This is a genomic window from Novosphingobium sp. (assembly GCF_965228995.1).
GTDB lineage: Bacteria > Pseudomonadota > Alphaproteobacteria > Sphingomonadales > Sphingomonadaceae > Novosphingobium.
Window position 1 is genome coordinate 705,334 of the sequence record NZ_OZ245852.1, and the last position, 16,921, is coordinate 722,254.

19 protein-coding genes are annotated in these 16,921 nt (G+C 66.6%); 9 read left to right on the forward strand and 10 right to left on the reverse strand.

Annotated features, from left to right (window positions below):
* Positions 1-25 precede the first annotated feature (25 nt).
* Genes ACO056_RS03195 through ACO056_RS03210 form a run of 4 tightly spaced genes read right to left on the reverse strand, consistent with a single transcriptional unit; the run spans position 26 to position 2,643 of the window.
* Positions 26-154 carry a hypothetical protein gene (locus ACO056_RS03195; RefSeq protein WP_421851707.1) on the reverse strand — a complete coding sequence of 43 codons (129 nt, stop codon included), beginning with the start codon at positions 152-154 and terminating at the stop codon, positions 26-28.
* A 52-nt stretch (positions 155-206) separates the two neighbouring features.
* Entirely contained in the window at positions 207-1,352 is a 1,146-nt protein-coding gene (locus ACO056_RS03200) for a M14 family metallopeptidase (protein ID WP_421851710.1), read from the reverse strand.
* The gene (locus tag ACO056_RS03205; protein WP_421851712.1) at positions 1,349-1,933 is read right to left on the reverse strand and encodes a DUF4136 domain-containing protein; all 585 of its coding nucleotides are present in this window, start codon (positions 1,931-1,933) and stop codon (positions 1,349-1,351) included. The genes ACO056_RS03200 and ACO056_RS03205 overlap by 4 nt, the downstream gene beginning before the upstream one ends.
* Entirely contained in the window at positions 1,930-2,643 is a 714-nt protein-coding gene (locus ACO056_RS03210) for a DUF4136 domain-containing protein (protein WP_421851715.1), read from the reverse strand. Before ACO056_RS03210 ends, ACO056_RS03205 begins: the two co-directional genes overlap by 4 nt.
* A gap of 137 nt (positions 2,644-2,780) precedes the next feature.
* Between ACO056_RS03210 and galE the strand changes: the two genes are divergently transcribed.
* From galE to ACO056_RS03225, 3 genes are all read left to right on the forward strand, one after another.
* Positions 2,781-3,785, forward strand: a complete 1,005-nt coding sequence (galE, locus tag ACO056_RS03215) for a UDP-glucose 4-epimerase GalE (protein ID WP_421851718.1) — start codon at positions 2,781-2,783, stop codon at positions 3,783-3,785.
* Between the two features lie 71 nt (positions 3,786-3,856).
* Entirely contained in the window at positions 3,857-3,982 is a 126-nt protein-coding gene (gene ykgO, locus ACO056_RS03220) for a type B 50S ribosomal protein L36 (protein ID WP_054122357.1), read from the forward strand.
* A 97-nt stretch (positions 3,983-4,079) separates the two neighbouring features.
* Positions 4,080-4,703, forward strand: a complete 624-nt coding sequence (locus ACO056_RS03225; RefSeq protein ID WP_421851721.1) for an HAD-IA family hydrolase — start codon at positions 4,080-4,082, stop codon at positions 4,701-4,703.
* An 80-nt stretch (positions 4,704-4,783) separates the two neighbouring features.
* Here the strand turns inward: ACO056_RS03225 and pgeF are convergent, their stop codons facing one another.
* Both pgeF and pepN read right to left on the reverse strand, forming a co-directional pair.
* Complete coding sequence (pgeF, locus tag ACO056_RS03230) at positions 4,784-5,548, reverse strand: peptidoglycan editing factor PgeF (protein ID WP_421851724.1); 765 nt, start codon at positions 5,546-5,548, stop codon at positions 4,784-4,786.
* 10 nt (positions 5,549-5,558) lie between these two features.
* On the reverse strand, positions 5,559-8,180 hold the full coding sequence (pepN, locus tag ACO056_RS03235) for an aminopeptidase N (RefSeq protein WP_421851727.1): 2,622 nt from the start codon (positions 8,178-8,180) through the stop codon (positions 5,559-5,561).
* A gap of 144 nt (positions 8,181-8,324) precedes the next feature.
* Between pepN and ACO056_RS03240 the strand changes: the two genes are divergently transcribed.
* Positions 8,325-9,614 carry a M48 family metallopeptidase gene (locus ACO056_RS03240; protein WP_421851730.1) on the forward strand — a complete coding sequence of 430 codons (1,290 nt, stop codon included), beginning with the start codon at positions 8,325-8,327 and terminating at the stop codon, positions 9,612-9,614.
* Positions 9,611-10,456 carry an SDR family NAD(P)-dependent oxidoreductase gene (locus ACO056_RS03245; RefSeq protein WP_421851733.1) on the forward strand — a complete coding sequence of 282 codons (846 nt, stop codon included), beginning with the start codon at positions 9,611-9,613 and terminating at the stop codon, positions 10,454-10,456. The genes ACO056_RS03240 and ACO056_RS03245 overlap by 4 nt, the downstream gene beginning before the upstream one ends.
* On the opposite strand, the gene ACO056_RS03250 is transcribed toward ACO056_RS03245, so the two are convergent.
* Both ACO056_RS03250 and ACO056_RS03255 read right to left on the reverse strand, forming a co-directional pair.
* Positions 10,366-11,304 carry a DMT family transporter gene (locus ACO056_RS03250; RefSeq protein ID WP_421851736.1) on the reverse strand — a complete coding sequence of 313 codons (939 nt, stop codon included), beginning with the start codon at positions 11,302-11,304 and terminating at the stop codon, positions 10,366-10,368. The two genes, ACO056_RS03245 and ACO056_RS03250, sit on opposite strands and share 91 nt — an antisense overlap.
* The gene (locus ACO056_RS03255) at positions 11,301-12,329 is read right to left on the reverse strand and encodes a threonine aldolase family protein (RefSeq protein ID WP_421851739.1); all 1,029 of its coding nucleotides are present in this window, start codon (positions 12,327-12,329) and stop codon (positions 11,301-11,303) included. Before ACO056_RS03255 ends, ACO056_RS03250 begins: the two co-directional genes overlap by 4 nt.
* Before the next feature lie 65 nt (positions 12,330-12,394).
* Here ACO056_RS03255 and ACO056_RS03260 point away from each other — a divergent pair, with 65 nt between their 5' ends.
* Both ACO056_RS03260 and ACO056_RS03265 read left to right on the forward strand, forming a co-directional pair.
* A complete protein-coding gene (locus ACO056_RS03260; protein ID WP_421851742.1) occupies positions 12,395-12,685 on the forward strand; it encodes a GNAT family N-acetyltransferase in 291 nt (96 codons plus the stop codon).
* 46 nt (positions 12,686-12,731) lie between these two features.
* Positions 12,732-13,469: a hypothetical protein gene (locus ACO056_RS03265; RefSeq protein ID WP_421851745.1), complete on the forward strand. Its 738-nt coding sequence runs from the start codon at positions 12,732-12,734 to the stop codon at positions 13,467-13,469.
* A gap of 47 nt (positions 13,470-13,516) precedes the next feature.
* Here ACO056_RS03265 and ACO056_RS03270 read toward each other — a convergent pair whose 3' ends face one another.
* Entirely contained in the window at positions 13,517-14,041 is a 525-nt protein-coding gene (locus tag ACO056_RS03270; protein WP_421851748.1) for a TlpA family protein disulfide reductase, read from the reverse strand.
* 29 nt (positions 14,042-14,070) lie between these two features.
* Positions 14,071-15,048, reverse strand: coding sequence for a fatty acid desaturase (locus ACO056_RS03275; protein WP_421851752.1), 978 nt, complete (start codon positions 15,046-15,048; stop codon positions 14,071-14,073).
* Positions 15,049-15,180: 132 nt separating this feature from the next.
* Here ACO056_RS03275 and ACO056_RS03280 point away from each other — a divergent pair, with 132 nt between their 5' ends.
* Positions 15,181-16,014 (forward strand): helix-turn-helix domain-containing protein, encoded by an 834-nt coding sequence (locus ACO056_RS03280; RefSeq protein WP_421851755.1) that lies wholly within the window; start codon positions 15,181-15,183, stop codon positions 16,012-16,014.
* Complete coding sequence (locus ACO056_RS03285; protein WP_421851758.1) at positions 16,007-16,828, forward strand: phosphate/phosphite/phosphonate ABC transporter substrate-binding protein; 822 nt, start codon at positions 16,007-16,009, stop codon at positions 16,826-16,828. The genes ACO056_RS03280 and ACO056_RS03285 overlap by 8 nt, the downstream gene beginning before the upstream one ends.
* The last annotated feature ends 93 nt before the right edge of the window (positions 16,829-16,921 follow it).

Consider the following 16,921-nt stretch of genomic DNA (forward strand, 5'->3'; position numbering starts at 1 on the left):
ACGGTCAGGAGGGGTCAGGCCGCTGTCAGAACAGCGGAAAAGCGCGACCAGCGAGGATCAGCGCGAGCGCCGAGCCAATCACGATGGCGGAGCGCAGCAGTTCCGCCAGAGAGGCAGCGGGAGCAGCAGCAGCAAGGGCGATAGCACGGGCCATAACGCAAACATGCGCCCGATTGCCTAACAATCCGTAAACGAGCCTGCGGAGATCAGCTAAGCCATTCGAGCAGCGAGGCGAGGCATTCGCGCGCAAGGAGCTTGCTGCGCTCCGGGCTCCAGCCCTGCACCGGATCGGGCAGGTCGTCGTTGTCCTTGAACGGCATTTCGAGCGTCATCGATACCGCACCGAAGCGCTGCGCGATCTGGTTGGTGGCCATCGAGAGGTTGGCCTTGCCGGGCCGCGCCGCGGGATAGCCCCGCCGTGTCTGGAAATCGGGCGTGCGCCGCTCGAGGATTGCGCGGTAGCGGCGATAGCCTTCGCCCTGCGGCTCGGTCCAGCCGGGGATGCCCTCGAAGCCGGCGAAGAATACCGCCGGGATCGCCTCATCGCCGTGGACGTCCATCGCGAAGTGGACGCCGGTCTCGTCCATGGCATTGCGGATCGCGAGGACTTCGGGCGAGCGCTCGGCGCTGGGTTCGTGCCATTCGCGGTTGAGGTTCACGCCCACGGCATTGGTGCGCAGGTGCCCGCGCCGCGAACCATCGGGATTGCAATTGGGCACGACATGGAAGCGGCAGCGCTTGCGCAGGGCCCGGGCGTGCGGATCGGCCGGATCGGTCAGCATGTCGAGCGCGCCTTCCACCCACCATTCGGCCATCGATTCGCCGGGGTGCTGGCGCGCGATCAGCCAGACCTGCGTTTCGCCTTCGCCAACGGAGAGGCAGTCAATCGGCTGGCCATCGAGGCTGGTGCCGAGCACGCGGTGGGTGACGCCATCGCTCGCGGCCATCTCGGCGACGAGATCGTGGTGCCGTTCCATCGAATAGGGTGCGAAATAAGCAAACCAGCAAGTGGCCGCTTCGGGCGTGTAGCGGATCGTCATCGTCCCGCCATCCACCGCCGCCTCATAGCGGGTCTCGGCGCGGGTCCAGATGTCGCGGTCTTCCGAAACGCAGGCGCGGTAGCCGACCCATCCATCAGGGTAAGCGGCCGAGGCGAGGCCAGTGATCCTGAGTTCCAAAGCGCGGCCCGCGCAGCCGCTGACGCGGAAGTGGAACCACTGGAAGAATTCGGAACTGGTATCGCGCCGGATGGCGAGCCGTGCGGTGGCGCCGTCGACGCCGAGGACTTCGATATTGCCGCTGTCAAAGCCTGCGTCGACGGTAATGGCGGTGCGTTTGGATTCTGGGGTCATTTGACCGTGATAGTCGCCCCCGACGTCCCGGGGAAGCCCGAGAACAGCGCATGGGCCAGACGCGGCGCGGCCTGATCGACGGCAGCGGCCTTGGCCTTCTCGTTTTCGACATTCTCCGCACGGCCTTCCCACAGCGAAAGCCCGGTGGCGCGGCTGCGGATGGTGACGACAAGCCGGGTATAGACCCGCGATTTCGGACCCCCGCCGAGACTGAAGCCGAGGCCAAGCCCGACACCGCTGTTCCACCCGCCCGTCGCGCCGCCGACCCCGACCGAGACGGGGCCGCGCTGGCGTTCGGTACGCTGGACTTCGCGCTCGACGCGCACTTCGGCCACGGCATCGGCGGCGCCCGGCGTCGCCGTGCCGAACCTGAGTGCGGCTAATTCGGCTTCCACGGCCTGCAGCCAGACGCGGGTTTCGAGGCTGTTTGCGTCCATGCCGGTCGCAGCGACGACGGAAACCGCGCCTCGGCCCAGCGCGGTCACGCTTTCGGGGGTGTGGAAGCGCGTGACTTCGACCGGGGCGGCGAGCGCTGGCGCAGCGACAAGCGCTAGCGCGGCGAGGAGGAAGCGCGCCTTCACGGCGTCATCGCCGCAAGCGGCTGGACGACCTGACCATCGGGGAACTTCTTGAGCAGCGCAGTGGCAAGGCGGGCGGCCATCTGGCTGTTGTTGATCCCGCCGTCTTCCTCGCGCGCTTCGCCTTCGGCATGGCCTTCCCAGAGGACGCGCCCGCTGGCCTTGTCGCGGATGCGCAGATCGAGCCTGGTGGCGACGATGGCCTTGGCGGGTTTGGTGAGATCGACCGCGAGCGCGAGACCGAAGCCGCTGCCACGATTGCTGATGGTGGTGCTCATGGCGCCGCTGACTTTCTTGCGCGGGGCTTCTTCGGGGACGGCCACGCTGTGGCTCACTCCGATTTCGGCGATCTGCCCCGGGTCCATCGCCGTGGCCGTATCATAGCCGCGCCGGGCGAGCTCGTCGATCACCGCGGCTTCATAGACCGGGAGCTTGCCGTCGTCGTTGTCGCCCGCATCGGTGGGCAAGCGGCTGATCACGATGCGGCCCTTGCCGAGCAGCGCTTCGGCATCGGCAGAGCGGTAGGCGGTGACATCGATCTTCTTCGAGGGCTGCACGCTCTGGCGCGAGGACGGATAGCGCGGATCGGGATCCATCCGGTCTTCGTCATGCCACCCCCCGCCCCAGCGGCCCTCACCCGGCATCCCTTGCGCAAGCACCGGCGCCGCGCTGCAGACGAGGAGCGCGGCAAACAGGGGCGTGGTGAACTTCATGCAGAGGCCTTTCGGGACGGACGAACGCGGAAACTACGTCCTGCGGCCTGTCTTGCGCATGAACGGTTCGTTTGTCGATTCCAACGCATGAGGAGGCTGCTAGTGCAGTGCAGCATTACCAGAGGAGAGTGATTCGCATGGGCCAGGTTCCCGTTCTCGTCACCGGCGGCGCCGGGTATATCGGCAGCCACGCGGTGCTGGCGCTGAAGGATGCGGGCTGGCCGGTTGTGGTGATCGACAATCTGACCACCGGCTTCCGCTTCGCGATTCCGGACGGCGTGCCGCTCTATGAAGGCGATATCGAGGATGGCGCTTTGCTGGCGCGGATCTTTGCCGAGCAGAAGATCGGCGCGGTGATGCATTTCGCCGGTTCGATTATCGTGCCGGAATCAGTCGAGAACCCGCTCAAGTACTATCACAACAACACCGCCAAGAGCCGCGCGCTGATCGCGGCGGCGGTGGAGGCTGGTGTGAAGCACTTCATCTTCTCCTCGACTGCGGCGACCTATGGCATCCCGGAAGTCTCGCCCGTGACGGAGGACAGCCCCAAATCGCCGATCAATCCCTATGGCATGTCGAAGCTGATGACCGAGACGATGCTGGCGGACACCGCGCGGGCGCATCCGCTGAACTACTGCGCGCTGCGCTACTTCAATGTGGCCGGTGCGGACCCGGAAGCGCGCACCGGCCAATCGACTGCCGGGGCGACGCACCTGATCAAGGTTGCGGTGGAAGCCGCCCTTGGCAAGCGCAGCCATGTCGGCGTGTTCGGCACCGATTTCGATACGCCAGACGGCACCGGGGTGCGCGACTATATCCACGTTTCCGATCTGGCAGCTGCGCATGTGCTGGCGCTGGAGGCCCTGATCGCAGAGCCTGATCGCTCCCTGACGATGAACTGCGGCTATGGTCAGGGGTTCTCGGTGCTTCAGGTGCTCGATGCGGTGGACCGGGTGACCAACCTCAAGATCGAGCGCAAGCTGGAAGGGCGCCGTGCGGGCGATCCCGATTCGCTGATTTCGGACAACCGGCGGATCAAGGCGACGCTGCCTTGGGTGCCGCGCTATGCCGATCTGGACGTGATCGTGAGCCACGCACTGGCGTGGGAACGGAAACTTGGCGAGATCCGCGGGGACGGTTGACTTTCCTGTTCCTCGCGCATAACCGCCGCGTTCCAATTTCGGCCCGGTCGGCTCGGGCATAAGGATTCGCCATGAAGATTCGCAACAGCCTGAAGTCGCTAAAGGATCGCCACCGGGATAACCGTGTGATCCGCCGTCGCGGCCGCACCTACGTCATCAACAAGACCCAGAAGCGCTTCAAGGCGCGCCAGGGCTGATTGCTGGCCCTGCTTCGGCGGGGCATTGCGATCGCACGGTCTTGAACCGGCAGAAGGCCTCCGCCACTCGCGGAGGCTTTTTGCATGTGCGGAAGGGATGAACGACGTGAGCGACAAGGTCGATGCGGTCGTCTGGGATATCGGCCACGTGCTGGTGCAGTGGTCCATCCGCTACCTTTATGAGAAGCTGATCGACGATCCGGCCGAGCTCGACTGGTTCCTCGCGCATGTCGTCACCGTGCCGTGGCACTTCCGCCACGATGGGGGCGAGCCGCTGGCGGACCTGATCGCGGAGAAGGTGGCGGCATTCCCTGAGCACCGCGCGCTGATCGAGGCCTATGCCCCGCGCTGGCTGGATACGATCCCCGGGCCGATCGAAGGCACGCCCGCGCTGGTCGAGGCGCTGGCGGCGAACGCCGTGCCGCAGTTTGCGATCACCAATTTCGGCGCAGATACCTGGGCGATGTTCCGCCCTACTTTCCCCGTGCTCGATCATATGGGCGATGTCGTGGTGAGCGGCGTCGAACGGCTGGCCAAGCCCGATCCGGCGATCTTCCACCTCGCCGCGCGCCGCTTTGGCCATGCTCCGGAGCGGATGCTGTTCATCGACGACAACGCCGCGAATATCGCCAGCGCCGCGGCGCTCGGCTGGCGGGTGCATCACTTCACGCGAGGGGCCGGGGCGCTGGAAGCGGATCTGCGCGGGATGGGGCTGCTTTAGCGTTTGTTCGCGCTGGATTCCCGCCTTCGCGGGAATGACGAAGGGGACAGGGGACGAGGGGGACAGGGACTGTCTTGCACTCAGCGCAGGCCGATCAGCGAAATCTGGCGGCCATAGGCAACTTCACTGGCATGGGTTGAGCGGCGGAACGAGTAGAAGCGCTCTGTCTGCGAGTAAGTGTCCTCGCCCAGCATGGCGACAGTGCCGACGCCGAATCCGGCGAGCCGCGCGGCGACATAGCCTTCGAGATCGAACCAGCTGTGCCCGGCGCGGCCCGCCTTGAAGAAGCGGGCGTTGTCTGCGTCTTCGGACGCGAAGCGAGTTTCGAAGGCGGCATCCACTTCGTAGCTTTTCTGCGCAATGCAGGGGCCGACTACGGCAGCGATGCGCGCGCGGTCTGCGCCGAGCGCTTCCATCGCCTCGACCGTGCGGTCCGTCACGCCGCCGATGGCGCCTTTCCACCCCGCATGCGCGGCCCCGATCACGCCCGCGTGCGGATCATGGAACAGCACCGGCGCGCAATCGGCGGTGAGTATGCCGAGGAGCAGGCCGGGTTGGTTCGTGACGAGTGCGTCGGCCTTGGGCCGGTCCGCATCATCCCACGGCGCCGTGACGGTGACGACGTCGGGCGAATGGATCTGGAAGCAGGTGAGAAGCCGCGCACCTGGCAGCACCGCAGCGCCGGCGCGGCGGCGGTTTTCAGCGGTGTGTGCGGGATCGTCCTCGCTGTAGCTGACATTGAGCCCGGCATGGAGGCCTGTGCTGACCCCGCCGCGCCGACCGAGGAACCCATGCGCCGCACCTGCCAGCGCCGGGTGGGCCAGTGCTTCAACCGGCTCGTTCATCCCCAATCCCTTATCCTTCCAGGCTCTTGCTCACCTGTTCGCGCACATCGCGCGAGAGGCCGGGGGCGGCGGCGATGCGTTCAAGCTCGGCGCGCATCAGTGCGGCGCGTACAGGCTCGATCCGGCGCCAGCGGCCGAGCGGCGGCACGAAGCGCGCCGCAACATTGCCGTTGATCGGATCGAGCTTGAGGATGAGATCGGCAATCATCCGGTAGCCTGCGCCGCTGGCGGCATGGAACGCCTGCGGATTGGCGGCAAAGGCCATGTAAAGCGCGCGCACGCGGTTGGGGTTGGTGAACGTGAAATCCGGGTGATCGGCAAGCGCGGTGACATGCGCGAGGGTATCGGGGTGAAGCGCGCCGGCCTGGATCGAGAACCACTTGTCGATCACCAGCGCATTGCCGGCAAAGCGCGCGCGGAAATCGGCGAGCGCGGCGCGGCGGGCTGCATCGCACTCCGCAGCGCCGATCCCGGCCAGGACCATGAGCGAGCCCTGCCGATCGGTCATGTTGTCTGCCGCGTCGTACTGGGCCTTGGCGCGGTGCGCGGCTGCAGCGGGTTCACTGGCGGCGAGATAGACAAGCGCCTGCGTCTTCAATTTGCGCGCGCCGCGTGCGGCTGCCTCAAGGCTGTAGGGCACGGCCGTGCAGCGATCGTGGAGCGCACGCCACTGCGCGGCGAGCTCGCTGCCGAGCCAGCGCTTCAGCGCCTCGCGCTCGGCGTGGATGCGCGCGGGATCGGCCTTTGTGAGCTGTTCGGCGATATAGCCTTCGCCGGGGAGGATAAGGAGTTCGCCGCGCATGAGATCGTCGAGCGCGGTATCGGCCAGAACCGCTGCGTAGACATCGCGGATGGCAGCGAGGCCTTCGCCGCGCGCCTCGTCGGCCAGCTCGCCAGAGACAGCAGCGACGAGGTGGCGGACCATGAGCTGCTGCATCGCCTCGTAGCGCGCGAAGGGATCGTCATCATGCGCGGCGAGGAAGACGAGGTCGGCGGTCGGCATCGGCATGTCGATGGCGACGGGAGCCGAGAAGCCTCGGTTGATCGAAAGGACCGGCGGCGCGCTGAAGCCGGAGAACGTGAAGGTCTGCTCGGCCTCGGTCAGCACGAGGAGCTGCTCGCCATGGTGCTTGCCGGTGGCGCGATCGAACAGTGCGGTGCGCAGCGGGATGACCATCGGCTGCTTGTCCGGCTGGCCGGGGGTGGCGGGCACGGTCTGGCAGAGGGTGAGCGTGGCAGTACCTTCGGCATGGACCAGTTTGGCGGTCACGCGCGGGGTGCCGGCCTGTTCGTACCAGCGGCGGAACTGCTTGAGGTCGAGCCCGGCACCGTCTTCGATGGCCCGGACGAAATCCTCGCAAGTTGCCGCCTCGCCGTCGTGGCGGTCGAAGTAGAGATCGGTGCCTTTGCGGAAGCGTTCGGGGCCCGCCAGCACGGTCATCATGCGGATCACTTCCGCGCCCTTGTTATAGACCGTCGCGGTGTAGAAGTTGCTGATTTCCTGATAGGAATCTGGACGGATCGGGTGGGCGAGCGGGCCCGAATCCTCCGGGAACTGCGCGGCCCGCAGGATGCGCACGTCCTCGATCCGCTTGACCGGGGCCGAGCCCATGTCCGCGCTGAACTGCTGGTCGCGCAGAACGGTGAAGCCTTCCTTGAGGCTCAGCTGGAACCAGTCGCGGCAAGTGACGCGGTTGCCCGACCAGTTGTGGAAGTATTCGTGCGCGACGACGCCTTCGATCGCGTCGTAGTCGCCGTCGGTCGCGGTTTCGGGATCGGCAAGGATGTAGCGCGTGTTGAAGACATTGAGGCCCTTGTTCTCCATCGCGCCCGCGTTGAAATCGGCCACGGCGACGATGTTGAACAGGTCGAGATCATACTCTCGGCCATAGACTTCCTCGTCCCAGCGCATCGAATCGATCAGCGCCTTCATCGCGTGGCCGGTGCGCGTCTCGTCTCCGGCGCGGACGTAGATGGCGAGGTCCACCTTGCGGCCCGAGCGGGTGGTGAAGCTATCGCGCGAGGCAACGAGATCGCCCGCGACGAGCGCGAAGAGGTAGGAAGGCTTGGGCCAGGGATCATGCCATTCGGCCCAGTGGGTGCCGTCAGCATCCTCGCCTGAAGCGACCGGGTTGCCGTTGGAGAGAAGCACCGGGAAGGCCGCCTTGTCGCCCGCCATCCGCACGGTGTAGCGGCTGAGAACGTCCGGTCGGTCGGGGAAGAAGGTGATGCGGCGAAAGCCCTCGGCCTCGCACTGGGTACAGAGCATGCCGTTCGAGGCGTAGAGGCCGGAAAGCTGGGTGTTGGCGGATGGATCGATCTCGGTCTCGATTGTCACCGTGTGGCGGTCGCCGGGCAGGTCGATCACCAGGCTGGTGCCGTCCATGCGCCAATCGTTGTGCGCGGCGCCGTCGACCAGCACCGTCCTGGCGGCAATGCCATCGCCATCGAGCCGCAGGGGCCCCCGCGCCGCGCCTCTGCGTTCCACCACCAGATCGGCGCGCACCCGCGTGGCGGTCAGGGAGAGCGCGAAATCGAGCGCGATTCCCGGCACCAGCCATTCGGGCGGACGGTAATCCGCGCGCTGGATCACGGGGGCGGCGACGGCGGGGGCGTGGGAAAGATCGTTCATGTCCCCAATGTAGGGAGCCTGCGCCTGCGGGAAAGCGCAAAATCGGCGGGCGTCTAAAAGTTCCCGGCAAGAGCGCTTGACGGGGCCGCGACCGGGCCGCACCCATGCGCCATGGGATATGGCAAGGGGACGGGGTCGCAAACCATGCCGCTGACAAGACTGATTGCACTTGCTTCTCCGGGGCTGCTCGCGGCTGTGCCCGGCCTTGCTCATGCCGCCGCGTTCGATGTCGATCATGCGACGCAATTGTGGCTGGCGACGCTGAGCGCCCCGGCGAAGGCCCGGTCCGATGCCTACTTCGAAGGGGGCGAATGGCTTCAGCTGTGGGGGACGCTGCTTTCGGTCGGGCTGTGCTGGCTGCTGCTGCGCCTGCGGCTGCTGCCCAAGGTGCGCGACGGTATGCATCGGCGCGGCTGGCGGCCCTGGCTGGGGATCATGGCCTGCGCGATGGTGTTCCTCCTTGCCGATAGCGTGCTGAGCTTGCCCTGGTCGGTCTACACCGGTTTCTGGCGCGAAAAGCAGTATGGGCTGATGAACCAGTCGCTGGCGGCCTGGCTGGGCGATCAGGTGATCGGGCTGGTGTTGAGCGCGGTGTTCGGGAGCCTGTTTCTGCTGATCATCTATGCGGTGATCCGCAAATACCCCGTGCGCTGGTGGCTTATCGGCACCGGGGTCGTCGCCACTGCGATGACGGCCATCATGCTGCTTGCGCCGATCTTCCTGTTCCCTCTGTTCAACACCTCCACCGAACTGCCGGCCGGGCCGGTGCGCGCACGGATCGTGCAGATCGCTGCGGCGAGCCATGTCCCGGCCGAGCATATCTACCTGATCGACGCCTCGCGCCAATCAGACCGGATTTCCGCGAACGTCTCCGGCCTCGGCCCCACGGTGCGGATTTCGCTCAACGACAACCTCTATCGCAAGACCAGCCTTGCCGAGACGGCAGCGGTGATGGCGCACGAGATCGGGCACTATGCACTGGGCCATATCTGGAAGCGGATCGCGCTGTTCACGCTCGTTTTCGGCACGCTGCTGTGGCTGGCCGGACGGATCACCTCGCCGCTGATCCGCTATGGCGGGCGGCGGTGGGGTATTGCAGGCATCGGCGATCCCGCCTCGCTGCCGGTGCTGAGCGGGGTGATGAGCGTGCTGGTGCTGCTCGCGACGCCCGTGATCAACACGATCGTGCGGGTGGAGGAGAGCGAGGCCGATGCCTTCGGGCTCGATGCCGCGCGCGAGCCGGATGGCTTTGCCGGGACGGCGATGAAGCTTTCAGACTATCGCAAGATCGCGCCGGGGCCGCTTGAGGAAATGCTGTTCTTCGATCACCCCTCGGGCAAGACGCGGGTGCGCATGGCGATGCAATGGAAGAAGGACCACGTGCCGAACGCCAGCGAAGTCGTGCCGCCGCCCATGCCGGACCCCAAGCCGTGAGGCTGCTCATCTTCGGCATGGGGTATACCTCGAAGGTCCTCGCGGCGCAGTTGCGGGCGGCGGGCTGGGACGTGGAAGGCACGGGCCGGGATGGCACGGTGCGCTTCGAGGACAGGGATGCGGTCCTCGCGGCGCTCGCCGGGGCGAGCCACGTGCTGTCGTCGGTTCCTCCGGCGCGCGAAGGGGGCGATCCGGTGCTCGATGCCTATGGGGAAGCGCTGCAGGCCGCGCCCGCGAAGTGGATCGGCTACCTCTCCTCCACCGGCGTTTATGGCGATACTGGCGGGGCGTGGGTTGATGAAACTGCCGAGGTCGGCGGCGGCCGGCGCTCGGCGCGGACCGCGGCGGACCTTGCGTGGCAGGCCCTCGATAGCCGTGTGCGGGTGTTCCGCCTGCCGGGCATCTACGGCCCCGGACGCAGCGCGCTCGACCGGGTGCGCGATGGTGCGGCGAAGCGCATCGCGATGGAGGGGCAAGTGTTCAGCCGGGTCCATGTTTCGGACATTGCCGCAGGCGTGATCGCGGGGATGGCAGGTCCGGCGGGCGTCTACAATCTCGCCGACGACGAGCCTTTGAGCCAGAATGCGGTGATCGAGGAAGCGGCGCGGTTGATGGGTATCGCCCCGCCGCCGCTGCAGACGCTGGAGGAAGCCGCGCTCTCACCGATGGCGCTGGCGTTCTATGCAGAGAACCGGCGCGTGGCGAACGGCAAGGCGAAGCGCGTGCTCGGCTGGCGGCCGGCCTATCCGACTTACCGCGAGGGGTTGCGGGCCCTCAATGCCACGACCAGTCCGATCATCGCCAAGGTTGCGCCCGAACCGGCCAGCAGCGACCAGCGGTAGCCTTCGAACACGGTCGAGATCAGCATCGCGACGACCGGCACCAGCACGCCGTTGTAGGCGGCGCGGCCGGGCCCGAGCGCGCGCAGGAGGCCGTTGTACATCGGGAAGGTGACAACAGTGCCGACGATGGCGAGGTATGCGACCCCGCCCGCATAAGACGGCGTCAGATCGAAGCGCGGGGGGCCCGAAAGAATCCACGCAATCGTGCCATCGACGAGCGCGCCGATCATCATCGCCCAGGCGAGCAGCGTCGGCACCGGCTGGCCGCGCGCGGCGGGGCTCGCCTGCACCACGTTGCCAACCGAGGCGAACAGCAGTGCGGTCATGACCATCAGGCCGCCGATCAGCACTTTTGCGCCCATGGCGGCGTTCTGCGCGAGCGCCAGACGGTATTCATGGAGCATCAGCAGCCCGATGCCGACAAGCGCAATAGCAGTGCCGACCATGAACCCGCGGGTGATGCGCTGGCCGAGAAACACGCGCGAGAGCACCGTGTTGGGCACCAGCAGCAGCGCAAAGAGCACGGCGACGAGGCCTGAGGTAATGTACTGTTCGGAGCGGTAGACGAACTGGAAGTTGAGGCTGAACACGCTGCAGCCCATCACCGCCGCGACGATCAGGCCGCGCGTGTCGGGCATGAGCGGCAAGCGCTTGAAGGCGGCGAACACGAACATGCCGATCGCCGCACCGGTGAAGCGCCAGGTAACCGACCAGCTGGGCGGCACATCGCCCAACTGGTACTTGATCGCGATCCACGTCGAGCCCCAGATCAGCGCGGTGATCAGGAAGGGCGCGAGGATGCGCGGCTCGAGGAACCGTGCCTCGGCAGTCTGGTGATCGACGCTCATAGCCCGGAAAGGGCGCGGGCGAGCGCCTCCACTTCATGGGGCGGGCTGTTCCACGCGGTCACAAGGCGGGCGGCGCCCGGGGTGCCCGCGGGTGCGTCGTCGGTTACTGGCCAGTCGTAGAAATCGAGGCCCTGCGCGCGCAAGGCAGCCGCTTCGGCGGGGGCGAGCGCGACGAACAGTTCGTTGGCTTCGACCGGATGAATCAGGCGATCACCGCAGGCTGCCGCGATGGCTTGCGCGGCGGCATTGGCGGCGCGGGCGTTTTCCAGCCAGAGATCGCCCTCGATCATCGCGAGGATCTGCGCGGCGAGGTAGCGGCCCTTCGATTGCAGGTGCCCGGCGCGCTTGCGCCGGTAGCGGACGACGTCGATCAGATCGGGCGCGAAGAACACGATTGCCTCCGCGCTCATCCCGCCGTTCTTGACGCAGCCGAAGGTAAGCGCATCGACCCCGGCGCGGACCGTGACGTCCGCCGGATGGCAGCCGAGATGCGCGATCGCATTGGCAAACCGCGCGCCGTCCATGTGGAGCCCAAGCCCGCGTTCCTTGGCCAGCGCGCCGATGGCGGCGACTTCGGCGGGCGTGTAGACGCGGCCGCATTCGGTGGCCTGCGTGATCGAGATCGCATGCGGCTGGACCTGATGGACGCCCGGACGGATCGCATCCAGCACAGCGCTGATCGTCGCGGGCGTGACTTTGGCACCTTCACCATCCGCGAGCAGAAGCTTGGCGCCGTGGAGGAAGAAACCGGGCGCGCCGCCTTCATCCATCTCGATATGCGCTTCGCGGTGGCAGACCACGCCGCCATGCGGAGGGACCATGGCCGACAGCGCGAGGCAATTGCCGGCAGTCCCGGTCGCCACCCAGAGCGCGGCGCAAGGAACGCCGAAGAGATCGCTGAAGGCGCCATCGAGGCGCGCGGAGAGAGCATCTCCGTCATAGGCGGTGTCCGCGTTATCGGCGGCCTGCATGGCCGCCCAGATGCGAGGGTGGACAGGGGCGGCGTTGTCGGAGAAGAACTTCATGGGCGCTGCCTTTAACCGGCATGGCGCGCGGGGGGAAGCAACCTTGCCTTTGGAGGCGACAAGCGATGGATGATCCAGCGATTACCCTGATCGACAAGGGCTCCGACGGCGAATATCAGGCGCGCGTCACAGACAGCGGTGCGGTGGGACGGCTGACCTGGGTGCGCCGCGGCGATGTGCTCACGACCGAGCATACGCTGGTGCCATCCGAGATCGGCGGGCGCGGGATTGCCGGCAAACTGGTCGAGGCGCTGATCGCCGATGCGCGGGCGCAAGGCTGGAAGATCGTGCCGGAGTGCAGCTATGTCGCTGCCGCGTTCCGGCGCCATCCGGAATGGGCTGACCTGCTGGCCTGAGGGGGCGTGCCGGTTTCCGGCGCGGGGAGTTCGGGGAGGATGCTGTTTGACCAAGCATGAAGGTGCGCTGCGATTCAGCAGTGAGCGCGACCGGCCGTTCATGGCCATGATTTCGGTGGTTCTGGCGGCGGTGTTCGTGGCGGGGTTCGGTCCCTCCTACGCCCGGAATGTGACCTCGCCGGAAGGTTTGCCGCTTTGGGTTCACATCCATGGTCTGGTTATGGCTGCGTGGGTCTTGCTGTTTGTGGTGCAGGGCGTGCTGATCCGCAGCGGTGCGCGGGCCTTGCACCAGCGGCTGGGGCTGCTCTCCATCGCACTCGTCGCCATCATGGTGCCGCTGGGAAGCGCGACCAATGTGCTGTGCATCGCGCGCGGAGCAATCCCGCCGTTCTTCACCCCCGCCGAGCTCTTCGCCACCGACCAGCTCGATCTTCTCGTGTTTGCCGCGCTCTACGCATGGGCGCTGATCCTGCGCCGGACACCCGCATGGCACAAACGGCTTCTGGTGAGCGCCTTGGTGCTGCTGACCTATCCGGCCATAGCCCGCATGGGTTTGGTGCGTCAGTTCGGGATAGACATGATCGTGCCGATTTCGGTCTCGCTGGTGCTGGTCCTTGCCTTGCTGGGGCCGTTACATGATCTGGTGCGGTATCGCCGGGTGCATCCCGCCTTCGCCTGGGGCGCGGCCATCGTCTTTCTGGCGCAGCCGGCGCATGGACTGCTGGCCGCAAGCGCTCCGGTGCAGGCGCTGGTGGCGGGGCTGGTTCCGCCGCAGAGCACGTGAAGCAGCCTCGATGCCTTGCAGTGCGCCGCGCGGTAAGGGGCGGATGATCAGGTCGTGGAGGGAAGGTCTGCGGGCGCCGGTTCGCGCAGCAGCGGCACCAGTTCGCGGTTGAGATCGTCGAGTTCGAAAGCACCGGCCTGCGCGTAGCGCAGGCGGCCCGATCGATCGAAGACATAGTTTGTGGGGATCGAATTGTTGATCGGGGCGTACTTGCCCCTGATCGAGCGGAGCGGGGTGAGCCGCAGGACGGCGAAGAGCTTCTTGAGCTGGCTTACCGGGACCGAACTCTCGGTGGTGACGGCAAAGACGCGCAGGCCGTGCTCGCGCTGGACAGCGTAGTAGGCGTCGAGCAGCGGCAGTTCCTTCTTGCAGGGGCCGCACCAGGTGGCCCAGAAATTGAGGACCACGACCTGCCCGCGAAGCTGTGCGAGCGTGACTTTGGTGCCGTCGATCATCGTCATTTCGAGAGGCGGACCCGGTTCGCCGATCTGCGGCTTGGCCGCGCCGATGCAGGCGGCGGCCGCGATGACCAGCAAGGGAAGCCGGAGCCTGCGGGCCATGGTTGCCTTCATCACGGTCTCTCCTGCGCGGGGCCGAATCCTCAGGTGCTTGTCTGACTTCGTGAGCCCGTCGGCGCAAGGCCATGGTGCTCAGGGTGGACCACCGGTTCCTTTGCGCGCAGCCCATGGGCGGCGAATACGGCGCGGTAGTTTGGGAAGACATAGCCCTCATTGAGCGCCAGCCATTCGCCGCGGTGCGCGCGGAAGGCTTCGGGGAGGTCATACCACGGCAGGTGAGGCTGCTTGTGGTGGACGAGGTGGAGGTTGTTGTGAAGGAACAGCCAGCCCAGCCACGACCGCTCGACGATCACGGTACGCGCATCCACCGCTTCGGCCCAGCGGTGCTCGGCAAAGCCGCGCAGGCCGAGCAGGGCCATGGCAAGGTAGACCGCGCCGAAATAGGCGAGGAACGGCATCACGAAGACGAAATGGATGATGGCCAGAACCGCCATCAAGCCGAGCGCGTGGAGCGCCCAGGCCTCGCGCCAGGCGCGCGCCGCCGCGCCGCGCAGGCTGAGCCCGAGGCGCGCTTCGGCCAGCAGGAAGCGGACAGTTGCGATGGCGGGGCCGATCACGAGCCGGCCCGCGACCGAGGCGTTCCACGCGAGCAGCAGGCGCAGCACGCGGGGCAGTCGCTGATGCTCTGCCGCCGTCCAGTAGAAGCTTTCGGGATCGTCGTGCGGATCGGTGATCCGGATATCGATATGGTGCGCAAGATGCGTTTCGCGGTAGCGGCGATAAGGGATCAGCAGGCCGATTGGCAGGAAGACCAATGCCTCGTTCCACGCGGCGCTGCGGGTGGGATGGCGGTGGATCGCCTCGTGCTGCAGCGAGGAATGCAGCGCGATCGGCAGCGCGAGCAGCCCGGTTGCCAGCCACGGCGCAGCGGCGTGAAGCATGCCTGCGGCCAGCCAGGCGGCGTGGCACGCGGCGATCAGCGCCAGCGTCGGCCATTCGATGGCTGAAGTGGTCGCGCGCCGCAGGACTTGCTCGAACTCGGCGCGGCTGTGCTCGTTCATGATTTCGGAACTGCCCCCTGTGTCCGAATATCAAACCCAAAAAGTAGAGATTCAAGGAGACAATGGTGACGGGGCGTTGCATTTGTTCACCAAATGCGGCAAATGTTGATTTAAGTCACAGCAAGGGCCGTCATGGACAAGCGCGCATTGGCGGAAGTGTTTCGTGCGCGGCTGCAAAGCGTGTTCGAGCGCTCGCGGCTCAGCCAGGCTGCCTTCGCGCAGGGCATCGGCATCGACCGTTCGGCGCTTTCGCTACTGCTTTCGGGCCGCACGGTGCGGCTGCCGCGCGTGGAAACGCTGCTCGCCATTGCCGAGCGTCATGCGGTGACGATCGACTGGCTTCTGGGCCTCTCGGAAGACGAGGGCGTGACCGGGGCCATGCTCTCGACCGGCACGATCGAAACGACCGAGGAAGACGGGGCGAGCCTCCTCATGCGTTGGCATGCCGAGGCAGCGGGGGCCAAGATCCGCTATGTGCCCGCACGCATTCCCGATCTGCTGCGCACCACCGAAGTGATCGCCTATGAAGCGGCGGCCGCCCACCAGAGCCCGTTGGCGCAAGTAGAGGATGCCGCGTTCCGGCTCGAGTACAACCGCGCGGCGGGGACCGACATGGAATGCTGCATGCCGCTGCAGACGCTCGAGCAGTTCGCGGCCGGTGCGGGCATCTGGAGCGGTCTTTCGAAAGCGGGCCGACAAGCGCAGCTGGAGCACATGGGCGCGCTGATCGAGGAGCTTTATCCCTCGTTCCGCCTGTTCCTGTTCGACGGGCGCGAGCGGTTTTCGATCCCCTATACGATCTTCGGGTCGACCCGCGTCGCGATCTTCGCCGGGCAGATGTATCTCGTGCTCAGCAACGCGGAGACGATCCGGACCATGCAGCGCCAGTTCGAGGGCCTGATTCGCCACACCCGCGTGCATGCGCACGAGGCGGCGGACTTTGTGAGGGGGCTCAAACTTGGCTGAGGGCCTGCGCCTCGCCAGCCTTGCGATGTACCGCGATCCGCCGGTGATCGCAGAGGCGACGCGCGCGCTGTGGGCGGATCTCGGCGCAAGGCTTGCGGCGGCGGGAATGGCGGATGTGCCGGCGGCGCTGGATGAGAGCATCGCGCACGATGCGGCGTGGCTCGATCCGCGGCTCCTGCTGGCGCAGACTTGCGGCTATCCCTTCATGACCCAGCTGCAAAACCGGGTTCGCCTCGTGGCAACGCCGCTCTATCGCCATCCCGGCTGCATCGAGGCGCTGGGCGGCAGCTTCTTGATCGTGCGTGCGGATGCCGGGGTTGGTGCTGTCTCCGATCTGCGCGGCGCGGTGGCGGCGATCAACGACTGGGGCAGCAACTCGGGGATGAACCTGCTGCGCCACACGCTCGCGCCGCATGCAGTGGGCGGGCGGTTCCTTGCCGCCGTGGCCCGAAGCGGCAGCCACCGCGCGAGTATTGCGATGGTCGCTCGGGGCGAGGCCGATGTGGCCGCGATCGATTGCGTGACGTTCGGCAATCTGGCGCGCTTTGCGCCCGAGACTGTCGCAGGCGTGCGCATTCTGGCCGAGACCGCAAAGACGCCGGGGCTGCCGCTGATCACGCGGAGCGCGGCGAGCGATGCGGAAGTCCATCAGCTGCGGGGTGCGCTGGCGGATCTTGCGCGTGATCCGGCCACGGCAGAGCTGCGCGATGTGCTGGGGCTGGAGGGTTTCACGGCGCTGGAGGCGTGCGACTATGATGCCGTGCTCGCGCTGGAGCGCGATGCGGCGGCGCTTGGTTATCCCCGGCTGGCCTAGGCAATCGAAGGCTGGGAGCCAGGTGGATGTTTCTGCCGATTTCGCGCATGCTGGGGGTGTGATAGGCCGCTCGTCGATGTTTCTCGCGAAATC

Excerpts from the sequence above, each read along its gene's own strand:
- ACO056_RS03195 (WP_421851707.1), bottom strand. The coding sequence starts at position 154 with ATGGCCCGTGCTATCGCCCTTGCTGCTGCTGCTCCCGCTGCCTCTCTG.
- ACO056_RS03200 (WP_421851710.1), bottom strand. The coding sequence starts at position 1,352 with ATGACCCCAGAATCCAAACGCACCGCCATTACCGTCGACGCAGGCTTT.
- ACO056_RS03210 (WP_421851715.1), bottom strand. The coding sequence starts at position 2,643 with ATGAAGTTCACCACGCCCCTGTTTGCCGCGCTCCTCGTCTGCAGCGCG.
- galE (WP_421851718.1), top strand. The coding sequence starts at position 2,781 with ATGGGCCAGGTTCCCGTTCTCGTCACCGGCGGCGCCGGGTATATCGGC.
- ykgO (WP_054122357.1), top strand. The coding sequence starts at position 3,857 with ATGAAGATTCGCAACAGCCTGAAGTCGCTAAAGGATCGCCACCGGGAT.
- ACO056_RS03225 (WP_421851721.1), top strand. The coding sequence starts at position 4,080 with ATGAACGACGTGAGCGACAAGGTCGATGCGGTCGTCTGGGATATCGGC.
- pgeF (WP_421851724.1), bottom strand. The coding sequence starts at position 5,548 with ATGAACGAGCCGGTTGAAGCACTGGCCCACCCGGCGCTGGCAGGTGCG.
- pepN (WP_421851727.1), bottom strand. The coding sequence starts at position 8,180 with ATGAACGATCTTTCCCACGCCCCCGCCGTCGCCGCCCCCGTGATCCAG.
- ACO056_RS03240 (WP_421851730.1), top strand. The coding sequence starts at position 8,325 with ATGCCGCTGACAAGACTGATTGCACTTGCTTCTCCGGGGCTGCTCGCG.
- ACO056_RS03250 (WP_421851736.1), bottom strand. The coding sequence starts at position 11,304 with ATGAGCGTCGATCACCAGACTGCCGAGGCACGGTTCCTCGAGCCGCGC.
- ACO056_RS03255 (WP_421851739.1), bottom strand. The coding sequence starts at position 12,329 with ATGAAGTTCTTCTCCGACAACGCCGCCCCTGTCCACCCTCGCATCTGG.
- ACO056_RS03260 (WP_421851742.1), top strand. The coding sequence starts at position 12,395 with ATGGATGATCCAGCGATTACCCTGATCGACAAGGGCTCCGACGGCGAA.
- ACO056_RS03270 (WP_421851748.1), bottom strand. The coding sequence starts at position 14,041 with ATGAAGGCAACCATGGCCCGCAGGCTCCGGCTTCCCTTGCTGGTCATC.
- ACO056_RS03275 (WP_421851752.1), bottom strand. The coding sequence starts at position 15,048 with ATGAACGAGCACAGCCGCGCCGAGTTCGAGCAAGTCCTGCGGCGCGCG.
- ACO056_RS03280 (WP_421851755.1), top strand. The coding sequence starts at position 15,181 with ATGGACAAGCGCGCATTGGCGGAAGTGTTTCGTGCGCGGCTGCAAAGC.